Here is an 18,457-nt window from a genome sequence, read left to right as displayed (position 1 = left end):
ATGTCTTAACACATAACATCCCGAGGAATCAACTGGAACCTACTGGGCAATGCTCTCCTCTAAACCTCGCTAAAATCACAAGAGCCAGAAAAACGAGAGAACGAACGAAGTAACGAAGTCGTGAGAAAACGTAACAGAAAAGTAACCGAGAAAATTCAATGGAGAAAGATTGCGTGACTTTCGTATAATTGTGTCAGCTCAAAAAATCGTGGGGGAGAACGTATGGCAACACCTGAACTCGTGCATCATGCTACTGGAACGCGCACCAAAAGTTCGGATTATCGTTCTGTTCCTCCTCAGCGCAAAACGGAAGATGATAGCGCAAAACCTACATGGCGTGAACAGCTTCGCCGAACCAGCATTATTGTTGCCATGCTTGTTGTCGTTGCGTTAACAGCGTGGAGCGCACTCACCTATTACAATGCGCGTAGAAACTCGCCATCAAGCGTTTTGGCGCATACTGTTGAGCGTATTTATACAATCGGATACCAAAAACGAGCTAGCGCTACTCTTGAGAAGAAAAAGAAAACAGGCAATTACACGGTTGATCATATGCTTGTTGAGGCGAACCCCTTCGGTACGAATACCACGTCTCTCTACGTATTTTTTGTCACTGATCAGCTCATGAGTGTGTCGTACACGGTTAGTGCTCCGGAAACGAATTTCCCTGATTTCACGCGGGTTGTTACCACTCAAGCTCAGCGTGGTCGCACCCATGAATTCCAGGTTACAGGGCTGATTCCTAGCGCGAAGAATGTGGTTACTTTCACCCTCGCCGATGTGGACGGACATACTATTACACGCCAATACACATACACCATGGGTGACGTATTAGGCAATGAGCCTGTGCGCGTGAACGCTACGTTTTTTGCCGATAACAGCACTAAACTGACCAATGGTCTCTATGCGGTTATGCCTGAGGCTGCTGAGGGAAGCTCCACACATTTTGCTTTTTTGTATGACAGCAGCGGCATTTTGCGTGGGGAAATTCCTTTGAAAAATGTGAGGGGAACGCGATTTATTACTATTGGTCAGCAGACGTGTTATGCAGTGAGCACTACCCAGTTTGCGTGTGTAGACAAGTTAGGCGCTGTGAAAAACTTCTTTAATTTTGATGAACGCTACTCTTTATTCAGCGATTACACCACAGATTCAAACGGTAATATTATTGCTATTGCAACCAACGGTAACGCTTTCGATAAAACGAAAGAAGTAGGCACATATGTGGTGCGCATCAATATTTTGAACGGTAAGATGACGGTTTTGGCTAATCTTGCAAGGTTGCTTAATTCGTATCGCACTACCACGGTGGCGCGCGCGTTGACGGCAGATGGAGGTTCGTCCGATGGTGCGTGGAATTGGCTAAATTTAGATTCGATTAGTGCACTTGACAATAATCGCTATTTACTCTCCTCGCGTGAAACCTCCTCTGTTATTACTCTGGATGTGAATGATTCGCCATCTATTACCTCTATTATTGGCCCGGCAAACCTATGGAATGATCCAAAATACTCGTATCTTGTTATGAAGAAGAACGGGAACTTTGCAGATTTTGCCGGTCAAAATGATATTCGAGTAAGCAATGTGAACGCAACAGGTTATACCTTAACCTTATTCAATAATAATTATGCGTATTCTCCTAGCAATCCTACTTTCAACTGGAGTAATGCATTACCAACAGCATCTCAACGCATACAAGCTACTAATTCTGAAGCTCGGTCATATGTATACACATATGCAGTTAATACACAAGATAATACGTACACACTCACATCGTCTATGAGCACCCCTTACTCCCCTCTCTACGGCAATGCTCAGTTTGTTGGTGATGCTGTTGTTACAGTTGATTCTCAGGCAGCAACATGGTCGGCATGGAATAATCAAGGCACTCAGTTAGTCAAATTTAATGGTCACGAAGGCACAAACGTAAACGGGGCACGCGCTTCACTCGGAACAGTATATAAGGTTCAATACTGCTTCTAGACGCCCAGTTACATTCCTTAGACTGGGCTGGATCATCTAGCAGCTCTGTCCATGATTCAAAACTTACAAAGAAATCAAAAAATTGAGACTACCATAACTGTTTACATCTTTCCAGAGAATAAAAGAAGATAGTCACGGTAAAAATCTCCGCACAGTATCGACGATCCTTTTCTGTTTGCTCATAAAACATACATATTCACGCATTCGAACAGGTTCATCATGCATCATATTTCTCATCCCACATGGCTGAATGCATCTGTTGTCAAGCTAGCTATTACTCAATCACTTCAAGGGCTAGCTGGCGTCATGTTTTCTATGGGACTTGTTTTCACCAGTACCCAAAATAACGGTGCCGCAGGTCTGGCTCTCACTTTACCCACCCGCACTCTGCCCACACTTATCTGCGCGTTTATTGGCGGTGTTCTGGCTGACCGTTTTAGTAAGAAACGTATTTTCTGTAATCGCTGCTGCAATATCGGTTGTAACGTATAGCGGCTTTGCTGTACTCACGTGGCGCTATGGTTTAGCTTGGCAAGTTCAGCTTTTCTCTTTACTTACTGCTTTTATCTCTGCTCTGGGCTCGCCTGCCCTCTATTCACTGCTACTGATGGTTGTTGAGCATGATTATTTAGTTCAAGCCAATGGTTTTGTGCGCACATTACGCAATATTGCTTATGTGGGTGCTCCTGTTTTAGTAGGACTTATTGCCGCCCACTTTTCTGCTCAAGTCCTTTTTGCTATTGCAAGTTTGAGCGGTATTGTCACGATTATTCTTTTGACTCTTGTTCATGTTCCGAAAAGCTTTGACGACACGAAAGACGAGGATCAACAGCAATCTCTTGTAGACGCACTCAAAACAGCTCCTCACCTCTTTAAGGAATATCGCTGACTTCTTATCGGTGTTATTTTCTGGGCTATTACTCTTGCCATAGATAGCGGTGTTGGAGATGTTATTTTGCTTCTGTATGTCATCCCGTTATCATCAAAAATCACATGGTCGTATGTTTCTGCCGCTCTTTCCATAGGATATATTGCAGGTATTGGGTTTGAGCTGGGAGGAGTAACATGCGGGGGGGGTCTGCTCTGCAGCAACGTTCACCTGAAAAATATTTTGGGACGTATCAGTTCTCTTGATTATGCTGTGAGTTTTGGTTTTATTCCTTTTGCTTATGCAGGATACGCGCTTATTGAGAAACAGTATTATTCAGATGCCTTGATTATAACAACGGCAATTATTGTGATTATGGCTTTGATTTTTTCTGCGCTTATGATTCGTTTAGAAAAAAACCTGTAACCTATGGGGTGGCGTATTGTAATACGCCACCCCCAGCAATTAAAGCTCGAAACCTAAGGTTTTGGATGCTTCTTGAGGAACTGCTTCGAACACCCAATAATCTTCAAGATTATCGTAGGTAGTTAAGCTGCGAGTTTCAGCTTTATCAATGTACACTTCCCCATTCAAATGATCAGTTTCATGTTGGAAAATACGTGCCGGCCAGTAATGCATAAGTTCTTCATGCTTATTGCCAAATTCATCCATCCACGTAGCCTTAATATGCACGTAGCGTTTACGCACAGCTTGGTAACCATCAAAACTTAGGCAACCTTCATAGAAGCTTGCTGTTTGATCGTCAACTGGCTCATAATGCGGATTAATAATCGTGGTAAAAGGAAGTTCTCCTATACCGCGCGGATCATCAGCATCATCGCGCACGTGGTCTTCGAGCACAGCAATAGCTAGTCCTAAACCAATCTGAGGCCCTGCTAAACCTACTCCTGGAGCGGCAAGCATGGTTGAACGCATCAACTCAATCAGTTTTACCAATGTTTTCTGGCTTAACTGGCCGTCATACTGCTCGGTTTGCATGCGCAAAACTGGTTCACCCAGCTGCACAATAGGCAAATTACCATCTTCATCAGTATCTGCGAGTAGAGCACGCACTTCACGGTCAAATTCTTTGTCTATATGTGCACTATTCCACGCCATAGTATTCTCCCTCTATAATGCAAGCTCACGAGCTACAACAGCTGCCAAACGTTCGCAGACTTCATCTGCCTGTTCTTGCGTTGAAGCTTCTGCCATCACGCGAACCAAAGGCTCTGTTCCCGAAGGACGCAAAAGAACACGTCCGGTTTCTCCCAACACTGCTTCTTCTGCGCGTACTGCTTCCTGTACAACAGGGTTCGTGTAAGCAGCAAGTTTATCGACATTCGGCACGTTAACAAGCTGTTGAGGAAGCTGAGGGAAGTCTGCAGCCAACTCTTTCAAGCTCTTACCGGACTTCATCACTTCATTAGCTAAGCACAACGCAGTTAATGTGCCATCACCTGTGGTAGCAAATTCCCTATTAATCACATGTCCTGACTGTTCACCGCCAAGCGTATATCCGCCCTGAAGCATGGCTTCAAGAACATAGCGATCGCCCACAGAGGTCTGCACGGTTTTAATACCCATGTCCTTCAACGCTAAAATCAAGCCCAAATTACTCATAACGGTAATAACAAGAGTATCGTCTTTGAGCTTTCCTTCACGCTTATAGGCACGAGCTAAAATACCCATAATTTGGTCGCCATTAACCATAACGCCATCTTCGTCCACAGCTAAGCAGCGGTCGGCATCACCGTCAAAAGCTACGCCCATAGTAGCATCGCTGGCTTTAACCATCGCCTGCAACTGTTCAGGATGCGTTGAACCTGCATGATCATTAATATTGTAGCCGTCTGGAGAAGCATTAATCACAATCACGTCGGCTCCTGCGCGACGTAAAGCTTCAGGCGCAACTGCTGATGTTGCACCATTAGCGCAATCAACCACAATACGCAGTCCCTTCAAAGGCTGTGGCTGAATCTTATCTTTACCCACAGGAGCAATAGAGCTGACCAAATGATCAATATAGAGGTTGCTTGCCGTAACATTATCGTGAGAAATACGACCCACTCCTGCACCCGTTGGTCGATCCCAATCTGTGCCAAGAATTTCTTCAATCCCATCTTCCTTCGCATCTGGAAGTTTGAAACCTCCCCGAGCAAAGAACTTAATACCATTATCTGGCATAGCATTGTGGGAAGCAGAAATAACAGCTCCCATTTCTACGTTCAAAATAGAAGTGAGATATGCCAAACCTGGGGTTGGCAAAATACCTACGTCAATAACATCGAAACCGCCAGCGCTCATACCCGCAGCTAAAGCTGAAGCCAGGAAATCACCGGATACGCGAGTATCTCGACCGATTAAAGCACGTTGACGTCCATGAGCGGCATCTGCTCCAAAAACGCGCACAGCTGCGTCACCCATTTTCAATGCAAGGTCAGCAGTGAGCAAACCATTTGCTAAACCGCGCACACCATCAGTTCCAAAAAGACGAGGCATTGTCTCTCCTTTGTTATAGAAAACCTGCCGGCTTCCCATTGTAGTAGCACGGCAGGTTAAGTGTAGATGGCGTGTAATACGCAGATGTTCTACAAGCTCTCGTTGTAACGCTGAACGCGCAGAACACGCTGTGAACTATCGAGATTTTCCATGACAATACGACGCAAAGCTGCAGGCGCATCAGCATGGCTGTTCAACCAGTTTTCGCCTACTTCAACCAAGCGCGCAGCATCAGAAGCACTTGGATACAAGCCTGATCCACGTGTTGTTCCTTGCAATAATGCTTCAGACATGTGGAAGGTCTTATTCTCCCATACCCAGTCAATAATCTGAGCATACTTGTCTACGTATTTTTCGTACAAAGCTGGGTCAGAATTCATAGAGAAGCCACCAGCCACGTTTTCCAGCTGAGAATTGGTCAACTCATTGTTATGCAATGCCTGATCCCAAGCCCATGCCTTAGCTTCAGCAGTTGGAATTGCAGCCTTAGCCATAACAGCGAACTGACGATTTTCCTTCGTATCGCGAGCAGCAAGCTCTGCATCAATACGCTCATTATCAATAACGCCTGCTGCTGCCTGAGCTACGAGAATAGTCCAACGCATATTGTTGTCAATCTCTAAGCCATCAAAAACAAGCGAGCCGTCTAACAGAGCGGAAGAACGTGCAGTAAACTCAGGGTCGGTACCGTTGTTAAGGTATGCAGTAACAAGCTGGAACTGTTCATCGGAACCAGCTGCTGCTTCACCTGCCAAGCGGAAGAATTCTAATCCAATATGCTGCTTAATCTCATCGCGACGCGCATCAGGCACATAATGTGCAGCTGTGGTAGCAATCTGTCCCAAAGCATAACGGAAGGTTGTGGATTCCTTCTCAGTGCTCAATGCCTTCAAGGATGTGTTAATAAAATCAACAGCTGGAAGCTGAGCATCACGAGTCATATCCCACAAGCTGAGCCATACTACTGCACGAGTTAAAGCGCTGTCGAACTTATACAAGTTCTTCTGAGCAAAATCCAAAGACTGTTCATCAAAACGCAATTTGGTGTATGTTAAATCATCTTCATTCACCATAATGAAAGCTGGACGTTTCTTGCCCTTCACAGCCTCTACAACCGTGCGCTCTCCCGTAACATCAAGGTCGAAACGCTGCGTGAGCACAATCTTGCCATCAGCATTTTCATCGTAGAATGCTACTGCCAAACGATGGTCGCGCAAAACTGGATACTCTTCAGATGCTGTCTGCACCAAAGCCATCTCTTCAATCGTGCCATCAGTAGCAGTGCGCACTTCGGAGGTAATAGTATTAATGCCAGCGTGTTCCAGCCACTGCTCAGACCAGCTCTTTAAATCGCGACCAGAAGTTGCTTCCAACTCGGCGAGCAGATCTGCCAACGTTGCATTAGCATACTGATGCTTGCGCAAATAGTTATGAATACCTTCGAAGAATTCCTTGCGTCCCACATATGCTACGAGCTGCTTAAGCACGGAAGCGCCCTTAGCATAGGTAATACCGTCAAAGTTGACTTCGGTATCGTGCAGATCATTAATTGGAGCCACGATTGGATGGGTAGATGGCATTTCATCCTGAGCTTGTCCCCAGCTTTTCTCGCCCGAAGCAAAGGTTGCCCAAGCATCATGCCACTGGGTGGTTTCAGCAGTCGCCAAGGTGGAGGTGAATTCAGCGAAAGACTCATTGAGCCACAAATCATTCCACCACTTCATAGTCACCAAATCGCCGAACCACATGTGTGCCAGTTCATGCAAAACCGTTACATCGCGACGTTCAGCCATAGCGTCAGTTACCTTGGATTCGAAAACATAAGAATCGCGAATAGTTACAGTTCCAATGTTTTCCATAGCACCAGCATTATATTCTGGCACGAAAAGCTGATCGTACTTTGCGTATGGGTATGGAACACCCCACGTCTTATCGTAGAAGTCCATACCCGCCTTAGTCACGTCGAATAAGTAATCAACGTCTTTTGCCATAGCTTCTTTCAAAGCCTGACGAGCATAAATAGCCATAGGAACTTCGCGACCATCAGACAGCTTATGCGACGTATGCCAGCTCGCGTAAGAACCAGCTACGAAAGCAGTTAAATAAGAGCTCATCTTTGGCGTGGTTGGATACGTCCAACGGTTCACACCATCAGCAATCTGCTCTGGCTCGTTGGCTGGCATAATGGAAATAACTTCCCAACCCTGTGGGGCATCAACGCTAAAATCAAACTCTGCTTTAATATCTGGCTGATCAAACACTGCATAAACGCGGCGTGCATCAGGAACCTCAAACTGTGTGTACAAATAGACATTGCCGTCAGTTGGGTCAACAGAACGATGCATACCCTCACCTGTGCGTGAATACTGTACAAGAGCATCCACGGTAACTGTATTATGCGCAGCCAGATTGCTCAATTCAATACGGTTATCCACAAAAACTGTAGCAGGATCGAGCTTTTGACCGTTCAGTTCAACGGAATTAACCGTGTTAGCGATTAAATCGAGGAAGGTTGACGCACCTTCAGTAGCATCAAACTCTATAGTGCTAATAGAGCGGAAATCAGTATCTGATCCAGTTACATCTAAATGCACGTTGTAGCGCACATTCGTCACGATTCCTGCGCGTTCTTCCGCTTCTACGCGGGTGAGATTTGCTCCTGGCATTTTTCTCCTTTACTTCATTACTTACTGTTTTGGATGCACATCTTGTGCCACGTCTGCAACGACAGGCACAATCATTGGACGACGGCGCTTGAACTTGCGAGCAATCCAGCCTCCCAAAGTGCGACGCATGATTTGCTGCAACTGGTGGGTATCGCGCGTTCCGCGGATTAAAGCATCTTCTACATCTGTAACGATGCGTGAGCGCACTTCCTCGAAATCGCTTTCATCTTCTGCTACAGCATTCAGATAAATTTTTGGACCGCTAATAACTTCTTGTGTATCTGTATCGACAACGAGGAAAGATGATACGAAGCCCTCTTCTGAGAGAATACGACGCTTTTCGAGTTCTTCTTCGCCGATCTCGCCGACTGATTGACCATCTACATATACGTATCCGCAAGGCACAGAACCCACAACAGCAGCATGACCTTTATACAAATCGACCACATCACCGTCTTCTGCAAGAACGACGTTATGAGGATCCACACCTGTTTTCACAGCGATTAAACCGTTAGCCACCAAGTGACGATGCTCACCGTGAATAGGCATTGCTGACTTTGGCTGCACGATATTGTAGAAGTACAGCAATTCGCCTTCATCGCAGTGACCAGACACGTGAATAGCAGCGTTATCCTTGTTAACTACGCGAGCACCTAAGCGTGTGAGCTTGTTAATAACCTTATACACTCCGTGTTCGTTACCTGGAATCAGGGAGCTTGCCAAAATAACGGTATCGAATTCTCCCACGGAAATATCTGGATGATTGCCATCAGCAATACGTCCCAAAGCTGCCATTGGCTCACCTTGAGAACCTGTACACATGTATACAATCTTATTGTCTTGAATATCATGTGCTTTCTTGAGATCTACAACGGTATCTTCTGGCAAATGCAGATAGCCCAAGTCGGCAGCAATACCCATATTACGTACCATCGAGCGTCCCACGAAAACAACCTTGCGCCCATGCTTATGAGCAGCATCAACAACCTGCTGTACGCGATGAACATGCGAAGAGAAGCTTGCCACAATAATCTTGCGGCTTGCTTCAGCAAAAGCACGATCCAATGCTGGACCAATCGTGGTTTCTGGCTTCACGAAACCTGGAACTTCTGCGTTCGTCGAGTCAGACATAAGCAAATCAACGCCCTGCTCACCCAACTTAGCGAACTGACGTAAATCAGTAATCTTATGATCCAAAGGCAGCTGATCGAGCTTCATATCGCCCGTATCAATAATATGACCTGCAGGGGTTTTCACAGAAACCGCTAAGGCATCTGGAATAGAATGCGTAACTGTAATAAATTCAAGGTTAAAAGCACCCACCTTCATCTTATCTCGCCCCTGAACAGGCTTTAAGATTGGGTTAATGCGATGCTCATTGCACTTTGCTTCAACCAAAGCCAAGGTAAGCTGAGAACCGATAAGAGGAATATCTTTACGTAAACGCAGCAAATATGGCACACCGCCAATATGATCTTCATGACCATGGGTAAGAACCAAAGCCTCAACTTTATCGAGACGATCTTTAATGTAGTTGAAATCAGGCAAAATTAAATCAACACCTGGCTGCTCTTCTTCAGGGAACAGCACACCGCAGTCAATAAGAAGAATATGACCGTTATATTCGATCACATTCATATTACGACCGATTTCTCCCAAACCGCCGAGCGGAACAATGCGCATAGAGCCCTTGCGATACTTAGGAGGAGCAATTAATGGCTTGCCATCCGACGTGGTATGAGGATTTGCTTGCGCATTAACAGAACGCACTGGACCGTTGTTCTTGCGGTTAGTGCGTGGGCGCGTGCTCTTCGCCGTTGATTTAGCTTGAGCGCGCGTAGACGTTTTCTTTTTTGCTGTTGTAGACGCTGAACGTGAGTTTTCACGTTGCGTCTTCTTTTCTTGTGTTCCTTGTTTTCCTTGAGTGGAAGGCATTATGAACCTTTCGTTTTATGGTGAGTTCGTCTCGCCGAACTCGTTGTAAGCCTAATCCACTACCTCAAACTACTTAATGTTCTTGTGTACGGCTCTGGCTACCCTTTTAGATTTACATACTGGGTAGCTTGTAGCCGCTACTATGGCGAGCTATGCTTGAGCGCTATGCTTTGAGAACTCCTGCTGCACGCATTCCTTCGCGTGCCTTCTCCAACTGTGCCTGATGAGGACCCACATTTGGCAAACGCATAGCAGTGCTATCCATATATCCTTGTACATGGCAAGCAGCTTTAGCCATAACTGCTTGGAAACCGTCACCGTTCAAAGCGCCAACAAGAGGAGCTAATTGCACAGCAATACGCTGAGCTTCTAGAATGTGCCCCTCATTAAAAGCGTTTGTTAAATCGCGCAATGGTCCTGATGCTACGTGAGCAATCACAGAAATAATACCCACAGCACCAATAGAGAGAAATGGCAGATAGACGCCATCATCACCAGAATACCAAGCTAAGCCTGTTTCCATTTTCTTGACCACCGCAGCAGCCAAATCGCCAGTCGCGTCCTTTACAGCTTTAACTTGCGATAATCCTGCCAAACGTACGTAAGTTTCCGTGGAAATACGCACGCCGGTACGTCCTGGCACATCATAAATAACTACTGGCACGTCCGAGGAGTCATTTACAGCCTTGTAGTGCTGATAAATGCCTTCTTGGGAAGGACGAGAGTAGTATGGCGCAACAATGAGCAGAGCGTCTGCTCCAGCTTCCTGAATATGTTCAGCCATGCGCACGGAGTGAGCGGTATCATTTGATCCTGCTCCGGTGAGGATAGGAACCTCCACTACTTCTTTTACCGCACGCACAAGGTCAATCTTCTCTTCAAGGTGCGTGGTTGGAGATTCTCCTGTAGTTCCATTAAGTAGGATGCCATCTGCCCCATCTTCAACGAGGTGCTTAGCTAATACTTGAGCAGCTTCGTAATCAACAGTTCCATCCGCCTTCATTGGAGTAACCATAGCTGGGATTACTCGTCCGAATGGCGCACTTTCTAACAGATGCATCTCGGTAGTCATGATATTCAAAGTACCCTTTGGCATTGACTTAACGCAATAGTTTCTTCTCTACGTTTATAAATCTAAGTAGTTATCCAAGCCGACGCTCAGCCCCGGCTTTTCGCCTGCATGACGTACAGCCAGCAAAACGCCCGGCATAAAGGACGTACGGTCGAAGGAGTCAGCACGAATAACTAACTGCTCTCCCGCATTTCCAAACAGAACTTCTTCATGAGCGTTCAGACCGCGCAAACGCACAGCATGCACATGAATACCTTCAACGACTTGACCGCGTGAACCGCCATCTGTCTGTGTATTATCTGGGATTTCAGGCATATTCGCAGCCTTACGTGCTGCAGCTACTTTGTGAGCTGTGTGCAAAGCTGTTCCGCTTGGCGCATCAACTTTATCTGGATGATGCAGTTCAATAATTTCCGCTGACTCGAAATACTTGGCTACTTGTGTGGCGAAATGCTCGGCAAGCACTGTGGAGATAGCAAAGTTAGGAGCAATAAATACGCTGATATTTGAATGCTCTTCGAGTGCTTCGCGCACAGTATCCATTTTCTCTTCGGTCCAACCCGTAGTACCCACCACAACATTCACATTCTTGTTAACCATGGCAAGTACATTTTTCAAACTAGCATCTGGAACAGAAAACTCCACAACGACGTCTGTATTATCTGTGCTGATGATGTTCAAATCATCGTCGCGGTCGAGAGCATGAACCAATTGCATGTCTCGCGCAGCATTCACTGCTGCGACTACATGACTACCCATACGACCTTGAGCGCCAATAACAGAAACACGAATCATTTTATCTCCTTGCTTTTGCTCAGTTTTGCTCGCTTTTCTTTTGATTGCATTATGCAATTGAAGTGCGACACATGGCGGTGGATGTGGGCGCGGGTGCGGGAGCGTGTGCTGGTGGAGTGCGCAGGCGATATGCGCAACCGTTACGCCAGTTTTGAAGCCATTTTTGTGCGTCAAAAGTGGCACAGTAAGTGTATTAATCGGTTAAGTTGATTATCGGATGATCAACTACATCAGTCCTGGTAAAAGCGGATTGGAACAGAAAACCGCATATGACACCACCCAGCCCCCCCCCAAGAGCGCGCACATAAAAGGTGGGTTTGCCGCTTATATAGCAGCAAACCCACGCACAACAACCACTTGAGCAGCTGTTCCAGCCATCCCAGTTACTCTAACCTATCTTCTGCACCCGCAGCTAGAGCGCCGTGCTTCTTTTCGAAAGAACGCACTTGGAGGTATCCGAGGAAGAAGAATGGTATAGCCAAAACAGCACATAACCACAAAGTGTGTAAGGTGGCATTATTTCCCAAATTGTCGAGGAAAATACCGCTCATTGCCGAGCCTAAAGAAGCACCTACTGTTCCACCTGTAGATACCCAGCTTAATCCTTCGGTCAGCTTATTAGCCGGAGCAATTTCTCGAACAATCATATTGGCAGAGGCATAGGTTGGTGCTACGAAAAGTCCTGCGAATACTCCCCACAGGGCTGCAACAAACAACCATTGCACACTAAATGCCACGCCCGAAATGCCGGCAGCAAGCAAGATCATGAAACCAATCATGCGCATCCACGGATTGTGTGTATGCGAGCGTGAACCGAAAATAAGCGCACCAATAAGCGAACCAATAGCAATGGTTGCAAGCATAAATCCAGTGTAGTGGTATAGTCCCACGCTCTTCATAACAGCAGTCATCGTTACGTCAAATGCCGAGAAAGTGGAATTGAACAGCACAATTGCAATGGTGAGCATGAGTACGCCTGGATAGAACAGAATATTGCGATCGCGCAGCACAGCAGACATATGAGCCGATGCTGGTTCAACATTATTCACATCCACATTACGCATGGTCTTCACAGCTGGAGGCGTTGAAGATTTGAGGTTGTAGAAAATGAGCGAACCGATAAAGCTGATGCCGCCGAAAAGTATAAACGGAATAACGGTAGATACTGGCGGGAAGCTTGTTGCGATGGACGCAGCCACAATAGGACCGATAATAAAAATCAGTTCGTCCACAGCAGATTCTAAAGCATAAGCAGTGTTCAAATACGCTTCTGGTTTATCACGCAAAACCCATGCCCAGCGTGTTCGCACCACTGCTCCCACCGAATACATGCTCAGTCCCACTACTACAGCAAGTCCGAAGAGCAGGGCTAAAGGTGCACGCATATACGCTGCGACTGCAAAGGTGAGCAGAGCAGCAAACTGTGCAGGTGCAACGATTAATCCCACACGTTTTTGCCCAAAGGTATCGAAAAGTTTTGCGTAAAGAGGAGTAACCACTGCTGCAGAAATAACATACACAGCACTCATAATGCCAGCAGAGGTCCACTCGTTATAAATATTGTTTAAGCACAAAATCATGCTTAAACCAATGGTTGACATTGTAGCGCGCGCCATTCCTGCGGAGACGCAGAAAGCGGCGGCGCCAGGAATAGAGAAGATCTTTTTATACACTTCTTATCCTAGCTTTCACTCTTTGTGTCACCGATGAGTCTGCGCGTATGAAAACATACCGTGTTACATGCGCCTCAAGTCGGGCTACAAGTTTTGCATATAAATATATTTATCTACAATTTTTCCTCCAGGTCCTGGAACCTGAAGAGCTTGTGTGGCTCGAGTCATTCCACGATGATCGTAGAAGCTGTAGTCACATTCACTATCAGTATACAGATAATAACGCTGAGCGCCACTTAGACGCATGGAACTTTCAGCGCTGCCGAGCAAACACTTCCCAACTCCGAGCCCTCGAGCGTGTTGAGCAATCATAAATAAGCGCAGTTCTGCGCCACTGGATTGAGCGGCTGCCTCAGCAAGCTCTAGTGTACGTGCCGCATCTGCTTCAAATTCTTCCATCATCAGGTTGAACTGTGCAGACGAAGAACGCAACTTCGCAATAGCATTGAGGTCATTGCTCACCACGTCTTTTTGATTAATCCCCTGCTCCCAGTCAGTATCGTTGCGCCACATAGCTACACCGAGAATATCCATATCAGGAATATGCGAGTCATCATCTACAGCAACCATGACGTGCGTAGATGTTTCGCAGTAGTGTGCAACGTCGAATAGTGCCATGGAATGTAACAGTTCTCGCTGCTGCGCAGTTGCCTCTTGACTATCCTGCGCATACCACGTGTCAAACATGATGGTAGCTAACTGTGCAATATCACTCGAACGTACTGCACGCAGATGAACGCTATCTTTCATAAATCACACTATCCTCATCCTCGCATTGTTTTTAACAATGTAATCAAATCACTTGCCGATATCTGTGGCAAATACGCATGACTAATTGCTAACGATACCTGTAATAGTTTCGCAGAATCAGGATACACAATAAATACATGATCTTCTTGTGGTTGGAATTTCTTCTTAAAGAAGAATAAGGAGCTGAAACCGTAAGCTGGTTCAAGCAATTTACCCACTAATTCCAAGGTATGCGACAGAAGTTCAGATTGCCCATCATGCACAGCCATCCCCGATAACGGAGCAGCCGACAAGCTCAGGAATTCAACAGTGCTATTCTCGTCGTCATGCAGCCGTTCTGCCATACGTGCAATCAGGTACTCCATAATACCCTTCATGCTGTTATCGCGGTGACGCATGAAATCAAGCGTCCATCCCACAATAACTCCGTCACGGTAAGTTGGCATCCAACTGGTTACGGCCTGCACTACTCCTTGTTCATCGATAGCATAGAGAATTTTTACGCGCTCATCCATCAGTTCTTCTACACTGCCGAGCGTAAACTTCATTTCCGGCAGAGCCTTTTCTTCCGTCCATTCCTCAGAAATATCCATGATTTGCTGACGGATTTCGATCGGTTCAGCTTTAAAAGTAGATAGAACGTCAGTAATACCTTCACGTTTTGCTTTATTAATAGCCGTGCGAATATCTTGCCACTTCTTTCCTGTGGTTTTCCATTCACGCGGATTAATAATCATTTCCGTACCCACGTCTAGAGAGTTCCATCCCCAGTTTTCGAGGATTTCTCGCTGATTATTATGCACACTGTACATAACAGGAGTCCAACCGTGTTCTTCACAGAACTGAGTAAACTCTTTAAGAGCCTGCTCGTATGCGCTTGGAGTACCGAAAGCGCCTGTTACAGCAATAGCAATATTGAGGTATACGCGGTAAGCAATAGCTGTGTTTCCGTCTTTGCTGTACCAGTAACGGTTCCCGTCCCATGTTGCCATAAACGACATGGATTCACCGCCCTTGCGCAATACTGCATCCACGTGAGCGCTCTGTTCGTTCTTACTTGCTGTTACAGTGCTAAACCATCGCAGGAAAACGCCTTCAACAATCAGCCAGAAGATTAAACCACTCAGCTGAATCATCCAAATACCAGTAGAGGAATTGAGCACACCATGTTCCATTCCCCAGGTGTGACGCAAGAAGCCCATAGGGAAGAAATGCAACAAAATATTGAGGCACAAAGCAATACAGTCGAGCACAATGCGACCGAAACTTGTTGACCATTTCACAGAATCACTCGAAAGCATAATGCACAAGCCAATAAGAGTGACAGCCGAAAAACCAATAATACCGCCGCCATTTATGAGGCGTGAACGGTTAGTGGCATAAGGGAAAGATTCAAAGTTCACAACAATGGCAATAATAAAACCAATAGTCATAATTGCCATAAGTGCGAGGTTAAAAAGACCTCCATTAGATACAACAAACTTGATACGTTCAGCGAAGGACACATCTACAGCAGTATCCCGCGTCAGAGGTAAGAAAATATAAAAACCTGATGTTGTCAACGCAATCATAGCGTTCAAAACAATCGCAGACCAGGCTGCTACTCTTAATCCTCGCAATAATCCCCAAGCAATAGTAAGCATAACGAGAAGTAGCATAATACTTAAGGTCATGCTCAAAACGCGGTCAGCGCCCAAAGCACGATGGAAAATAAGACAGTCTGCTCCCAAAGAATTATTCTCACACGTAATATGATGCGATGCACTAACGGAATCAGCGCTCAAAAGCATACCTAAGGATGAGAGCGGCCCAGCGTGCACGCGGGAGAAAGCTGCTACCAGCGGACCAGTGGCAAAAACCGTATACACAACAGCTAAAATACGGCGACGTTCAACCACACCGATATAGCGGTATGCAGACACAACCTGCGATAAATTATTGCTCGAAATCATATAGCCAAACATATGGCCAATAAAAGCGCTCAAAATAATAGCGTAATCAATAAATGCTCCACGATATAAAATCAGTGTGATCATGACGGCATAAATCACAATAGAAATACGACGCTGCCACAGAGCATTCATCGTTGATGAAGCAGCCATAAAAGCGCCAATAACCAACACAGTAATACCATAATTTAACGGGAATCTGCTCAGCGCTGCCCAACGATGAGTGCCTGAATACGCGGCAAAATATAAACCAAATGCTGAGGATAAGCCGATAGTTGTGCTCACCACAGACACAGTAAGAGCTTTAAGCCACCCCAATTTGGATTCTGCTACACCAAACAAGGCAATAATCACGAAAACGCCTACAACAAGACCGGTCACCGTGTTCACAATAAATATTGTGCCTAAACTGCGTGCCCATCCATAACCATGCAAATCACGCAAAGTTACGTTAAAGAACTCTCCCGGGAATTTATTCACCTTCGAGAACGGGCTAATAACGGAATCGTATTTCGGCCCGATAATACTGGCATCCCATGCAATACGCATAGCGATATTAACAAGCACAAACAGACCTGCCATACACAAAGTCAGTGGGCGGTCGGTAAGAAACTTAATTACGTCCAAAAGGATTGTGCCCACCGATTGAGCAATACCGCGGCTTTTACGCTTCTTTTTATCGCTATTATTACGACTATCGTGATTACTGCGGGCGACCTGTTCTTTTTTCTCTACTGTGTCCGTCATTCTTTACTCCTAAGTATCGAGCATCAGTGTTGAGTATTGCGTGATGTATGCGCATGATGCGCGGTCGGTTCAATACCTGCAATATGCGTTATGCCCTTGAACGAACTGAAATCAGGTTTATCACCCAAACCGTTCATATACCCAAAATCAGCAAGAGCATACGTCGTAACTGCGCGAACAGTCGTCCAATCATGTGCTGAACCATACGACATAACGGATTGAATAGACCACCCGTTTTGCCGAGCGTATTGACTGACATTACGGCAGTTTGCCTGACCTAAAGTATCGAGCTGTCCTGCGCCGAAAATAATGCGCTGACCTTGATATGGATGAGAAGAGAAGGTATTTTTTGGCAGATGACGCTTGTAAGCAGCTTTATTACCGCCGAAATAGTTCTCAATCATGTTTTGAGCGGAGCCTGCATGAGGCCCATCTTCACCGGCAACATCAATAACGTAATGGAAAAGATGCGGATATGCTGGACCTAACTCTACTGAGCAAGTGCCTCCTTGAGAAAATCCTCCAATTCCCCACTGCTTATGATTTGTGGTGACTGGAAGTTTCTTTTCCATCCAATTAACCACGTCTTTCATGAGGTACGTTTGTGCTTTCCCGTATTTAATAGTGTCTGCGCACAAAGTGTTATGGAAGCGGTTGCCCAGCTGATCAGGTGAAATAATAACCGGCGCTAAACCATGATGTTTGGATGCATAAGCGTCAGCAATCTCCCCCATATGTCCTGCCGTGAAAAACGTGCTTGGATTTCCTGGCTGACCTGGCAAAAACATAAGAACAGGTAGGAACGGAACATCCTTCGTTAATGCCGCTGGAGGAATATATACTGTTGCATGGCGGGCTTTGAAATGTGATTCAGTAGCTGGAATAGCTACACTATGAATGCGACCATGCTTGGGAACTTCAATGCTACCTGCTTTTACTTTTTCCAGATAGTCATCAACACTTGTGGTAGCGCGAGGAAAGCTGTGTGCTTCAGTAAAATGTGGCATGCCAAGCACATCACGAACAGTCGAGTATTGACCATACGCTGCATTGACTTGCAGAGCACTTAAGACAATTGCTGCTGGAATTAAACAAAAAGCTATTGTTCTGCGCCATCCTCGATACATAACTGCGGAACTGATAGCGTAGCCCACACCTGCAAATCCGCATGCCACACGCATAAAGACTTTGTCTCCCAGGCCTACGCCAAAAACAACAAAAACATTGGACAGTAGATACACAATAATCCATCCAAGCACACCCATAAGAACTGTCCAAAAGACTTGCGCAGCAATAATTGTATACCAATGGCGTTGCCACCATCCTGATTGACGCGCATGAGCTTCTTGTGCGTTATTTGCTTGCTCATGCTGATGCGCGAGAACTACCTGCTTATGTCCGATAGGAAGAAGGAGAAGAACAAGGGCTGTTGTGATGGCAATAGCCGTCCACATCACCCACCCTCTGTCAATATAAATATTCAAAAACCAGTTATTCATTCGTGCCTCTATATATTG

The 18,457-nt window shown here is 45.8% G+C and carries 13 protein-coding genes; 3 read left to right on the top strand and 10 right to left on the bottom strand.

Going from position 1 to position 18,457, the window contains the following annotated elements; all coding sequences use genetic code 11:
* The first annotated feature begins 222 nt into the window (after positions 1-222).
* The 3 genes from HMPREF2909_RS00620 (at position 223) to HMPREF2909_RS08995 (ending at position 3,277) form a co-directional block, all read left to right on the top strand.
* Positions 223-1,983 (top strand): aryl-sulfate sulfotransferase, encoded by a 1,761-nt coding sequence (locus HMPREF2909_RS00620; protein WP_071414846.1) that lies wholly within the window; start codon positions 223-225, stop codon positions 1,981-1,983.
* A gap of 349 nt (positions 1,984-2,332) precedes the next feature.
* Entirely contained in the window at positions 2,333-2,872 is a 540-nt protein-coding gene (locus HMPREF2909_RS09720) for an MFS transporter (protein ID WP_373604525.1), read from the top strand.
* 222 nt (positions 2,873-3,094) lie between these two features.
* The gene (locus tag HMPREF2909_RS08995; protein WP_148130758.1) at positions 3,095-3,277 is read left to right on the top strand and encodes a hypothetical protein; all 183 of its coding nucleotides are present in this window, start codon (positions 3,095-3,097) and stop codon (positions 3,275-3,277) included.
* A 39-nt stretch (positions 3,278-3,316) separates the two neighbouring features.
* Here HMPREF2909_RS08995 and HMPREF2909_RS00605 read toward each other — a convergent pair whose 3' ends face one another.
* From HMPREF2909_RS00605 to HMPREF2909_RS00560, 10 genes are all read right to left on the bottom strand, one after another.
* A complete protein-coding gene (locus HMPREF2909_RS00605) occupies positions 3,317-3,970 on the bottom strand; it encodes a peptide deformylase (RefSeq protein ID WP_071414843.1) in 654 nt (217 codons plus the stop codon).
* A 12-nt stretch (positions 3,971-3,982) separates the two neighbouring features.
* Entirely contained in the window at positions 3,983-5,353 is a 1,371-nt protein-coding gene (gene glmM, locus HMPREF2909_RS00600; protein ID WP_071414842.1) for a phosphoglucosamine mutase, read from the bottom strand.
* Between the two features lie 89 nt (positions 5,354-5,442).
* The gene (gene pepN / locus HMPREF2909_RS00595) at positions 5,443-8,019 is read right to left on the bottom strand and encodes an aminopeptidase N (RefSeq protein ID WP_071414841.1); all 2,577 of its coding nucleotides are present in this window, start codon (positions 8,017-8,019) and stop codon (positions 5,443-5,445) included.
* Between the two features lie 21 nt (positions 8,020-8,040).
* Positions 8,041-9,954: a ribonuclease J gene (locus HMPREF2909_RS00590; RefSeq protein WP_071414840.1), complete on the bottom strand. Its 1,914-nt coding sequence runs from the start codon at positions 9,952-9,954 to the stop codon at positions 8,041-8,043.
* Positions 9,955-10,117: 163 nt separating this feature from the next.
* Positions 10,118-11,014 carry a 4-hydroxy-tetrahydrodipicolinate synthase gene (gene dapA / locus HMPREF2909_RS00585; protein WP_161797683.1) on the bottom strand — a complete coding sequence of 299 codons (897 nt, stop codon included), beginning with the start codon at positions 11,012-11,014 and terminating at the stop codon, positions 10,118-10,120.
* 66 nt (positions 11,015-11,080) lie between these two features.
* Entirely contained in the window at positions 11,081-11,821 is a 741-nt protein-coding gene (gene dapB / locus HMPREF2909_RS00580) for a 4-hydroxy-tetrahydrodipicolinate reductase (protein ID WP_071414839.1), read from the bottom strand.
* Between the two features lie 383 nt (positions 11,822-12,204).
* The gene (locus HMPREF2909_RS00575; RefSeq protein WP_071414838.1) at positions 12,205-13,494 is read right to left on the bottom strand and encodes an MFS transporter; all 1,290 of its coding nucleotides are present in this window, start codon (positions 13,492-13,494) and stop codon (positions 12,205-12,207) included.
* A gap of 84 nt (positions 13,495-13,578) precedes the next feature.
* Positions 13,579-14,244 (bottom strand): GNAT family N-acetyltransferase, encoded by a 666-nt coding sequence (locus HMPREF2909_RS00570; RefSeq protein ID WP_071414837.1) that lies wholly within the window; start codon positions 14,242-14,244, stop codon positions 13,579-13,581.
* Positions 14,245-14,258: 14 nt separating this feature from the next.
* Positions 14,259-16,940 carry a phosphatidylglycerol lysyltransferase domain-containing protein gene (locus tag HMPREF2909_RS00565; RefSeq protein WP_084797177.1) on the bottom strand — a complete coding sequence of 894 codons (2,682 nt, stop codon included), beginning with the start codon at positions 16,938-16,940 and terminating at the stop codon, positions 14,259-14,261.
* A 23-nt stretch (positions 16,941-16,963) separates the two neighbouring features.
* A complete protein-coding gene (locus tag HMPREF2909_RS00560; protein ID WP_168165250.1) occupies positions 16,964-18,439 on the bottom strand; it encodes an alpha/beta hydrolase in 1,476 nt (491 codons plus the stop codon).
* Positions 18,440-18,457 lie beyond the last annotated feature (18 nt).

This window comes from Alloscardovia sp. HMSC034E08, assembly GCF_001813415.1.
Lineage (GTDB): Bacteria > Actinomycetota > Actinomycetes > Actinomycetales > Bifidobacteriaceae > Alloscardovia > Alloscardovia omnicolens.
Note: the sequence above shows the minus strand (reverse complement) of the source record. Positions and strands in the feature narration are given on the sequence as shown.

What these genes read in the sequence shown, in the direction of transcription:
- HMPREF2909_RS00605 (WP_071414843.1), bottom strand. Translation starts at nt 3,970, where the DNA reads ATGGCGTGGAATAGTGCACATATAGACAAAGAATTTGACCGTGAAGTG.
- pepN (WP_071414841.1), bottom strand. Translation starts at nt 8,019, where the DNA reads ATGCCAGGAGCAAATCTCACCCGCGTAGAAGCGGAAGAACGCGCAGGA.
- HMPREF2909_RS00620 (WP_071414846.1), top strand. Translation starts at nt 223, where the DNA reads ATGGCAACACCTGAACTCGTGCATCATGCTACTGGAACGCGCACCAAA.
- dapB (WP_071414839.1), bottom strand. Translation starts at nt 11,821, where the DNA reads ATGATTCGTGTTTCTGTTATTGGCGCTCAAGGTCGTATGGGTAGTCAT.
- glmM (WP_071414842.1), bottom strand. Translation starts at nt 5,353, where the DNA reads ATGCCTCGTCTTTTTGGAACTGATGGTGTGCGCGGTTTAGCAAATGGT.
- dapA (WP_161797683.1), bottom strand. Translation starts at nt 11,014, where the DNA reads ATGCATCTGTTAGAAAGTGCGCCATTCGGACGAGTAATCCCAGCTATG.
- HMPREF2909_RS00590 (WP_071414840.1), bottom strand. Translation starts at nt 9,954, where the DNA reads ATGCCTTCCACTCAAGGAAAACAAGGAACACAAGAAAAGAAGACGCAA.
- HMPREF2909_RS00565 (WP_084797177.1), bottom strand. Translation starts at nt 16,940, where the DNA reads ATGACGGACACAGTAGAGAAAAAAGAACAGGTCGCCCGCAGTAATCAC.
- HMPREF2909_RS00570 (WP_071414837.1), bottom strand. Translation starts at nt 14,244, where the DNA reads ATGAAAGATAGCGTTCATCTGCGTGCAGTACGTTCGAGTGATATTGCA.
- HMPREF2909_RS00560 (WP_168165250.1), bottom strand. Translation starts at nt 18,439, where the DNA reads ATGAATAACTGGTTTTTGAATATTTATATTGACAGAGGGTGGGTGATG.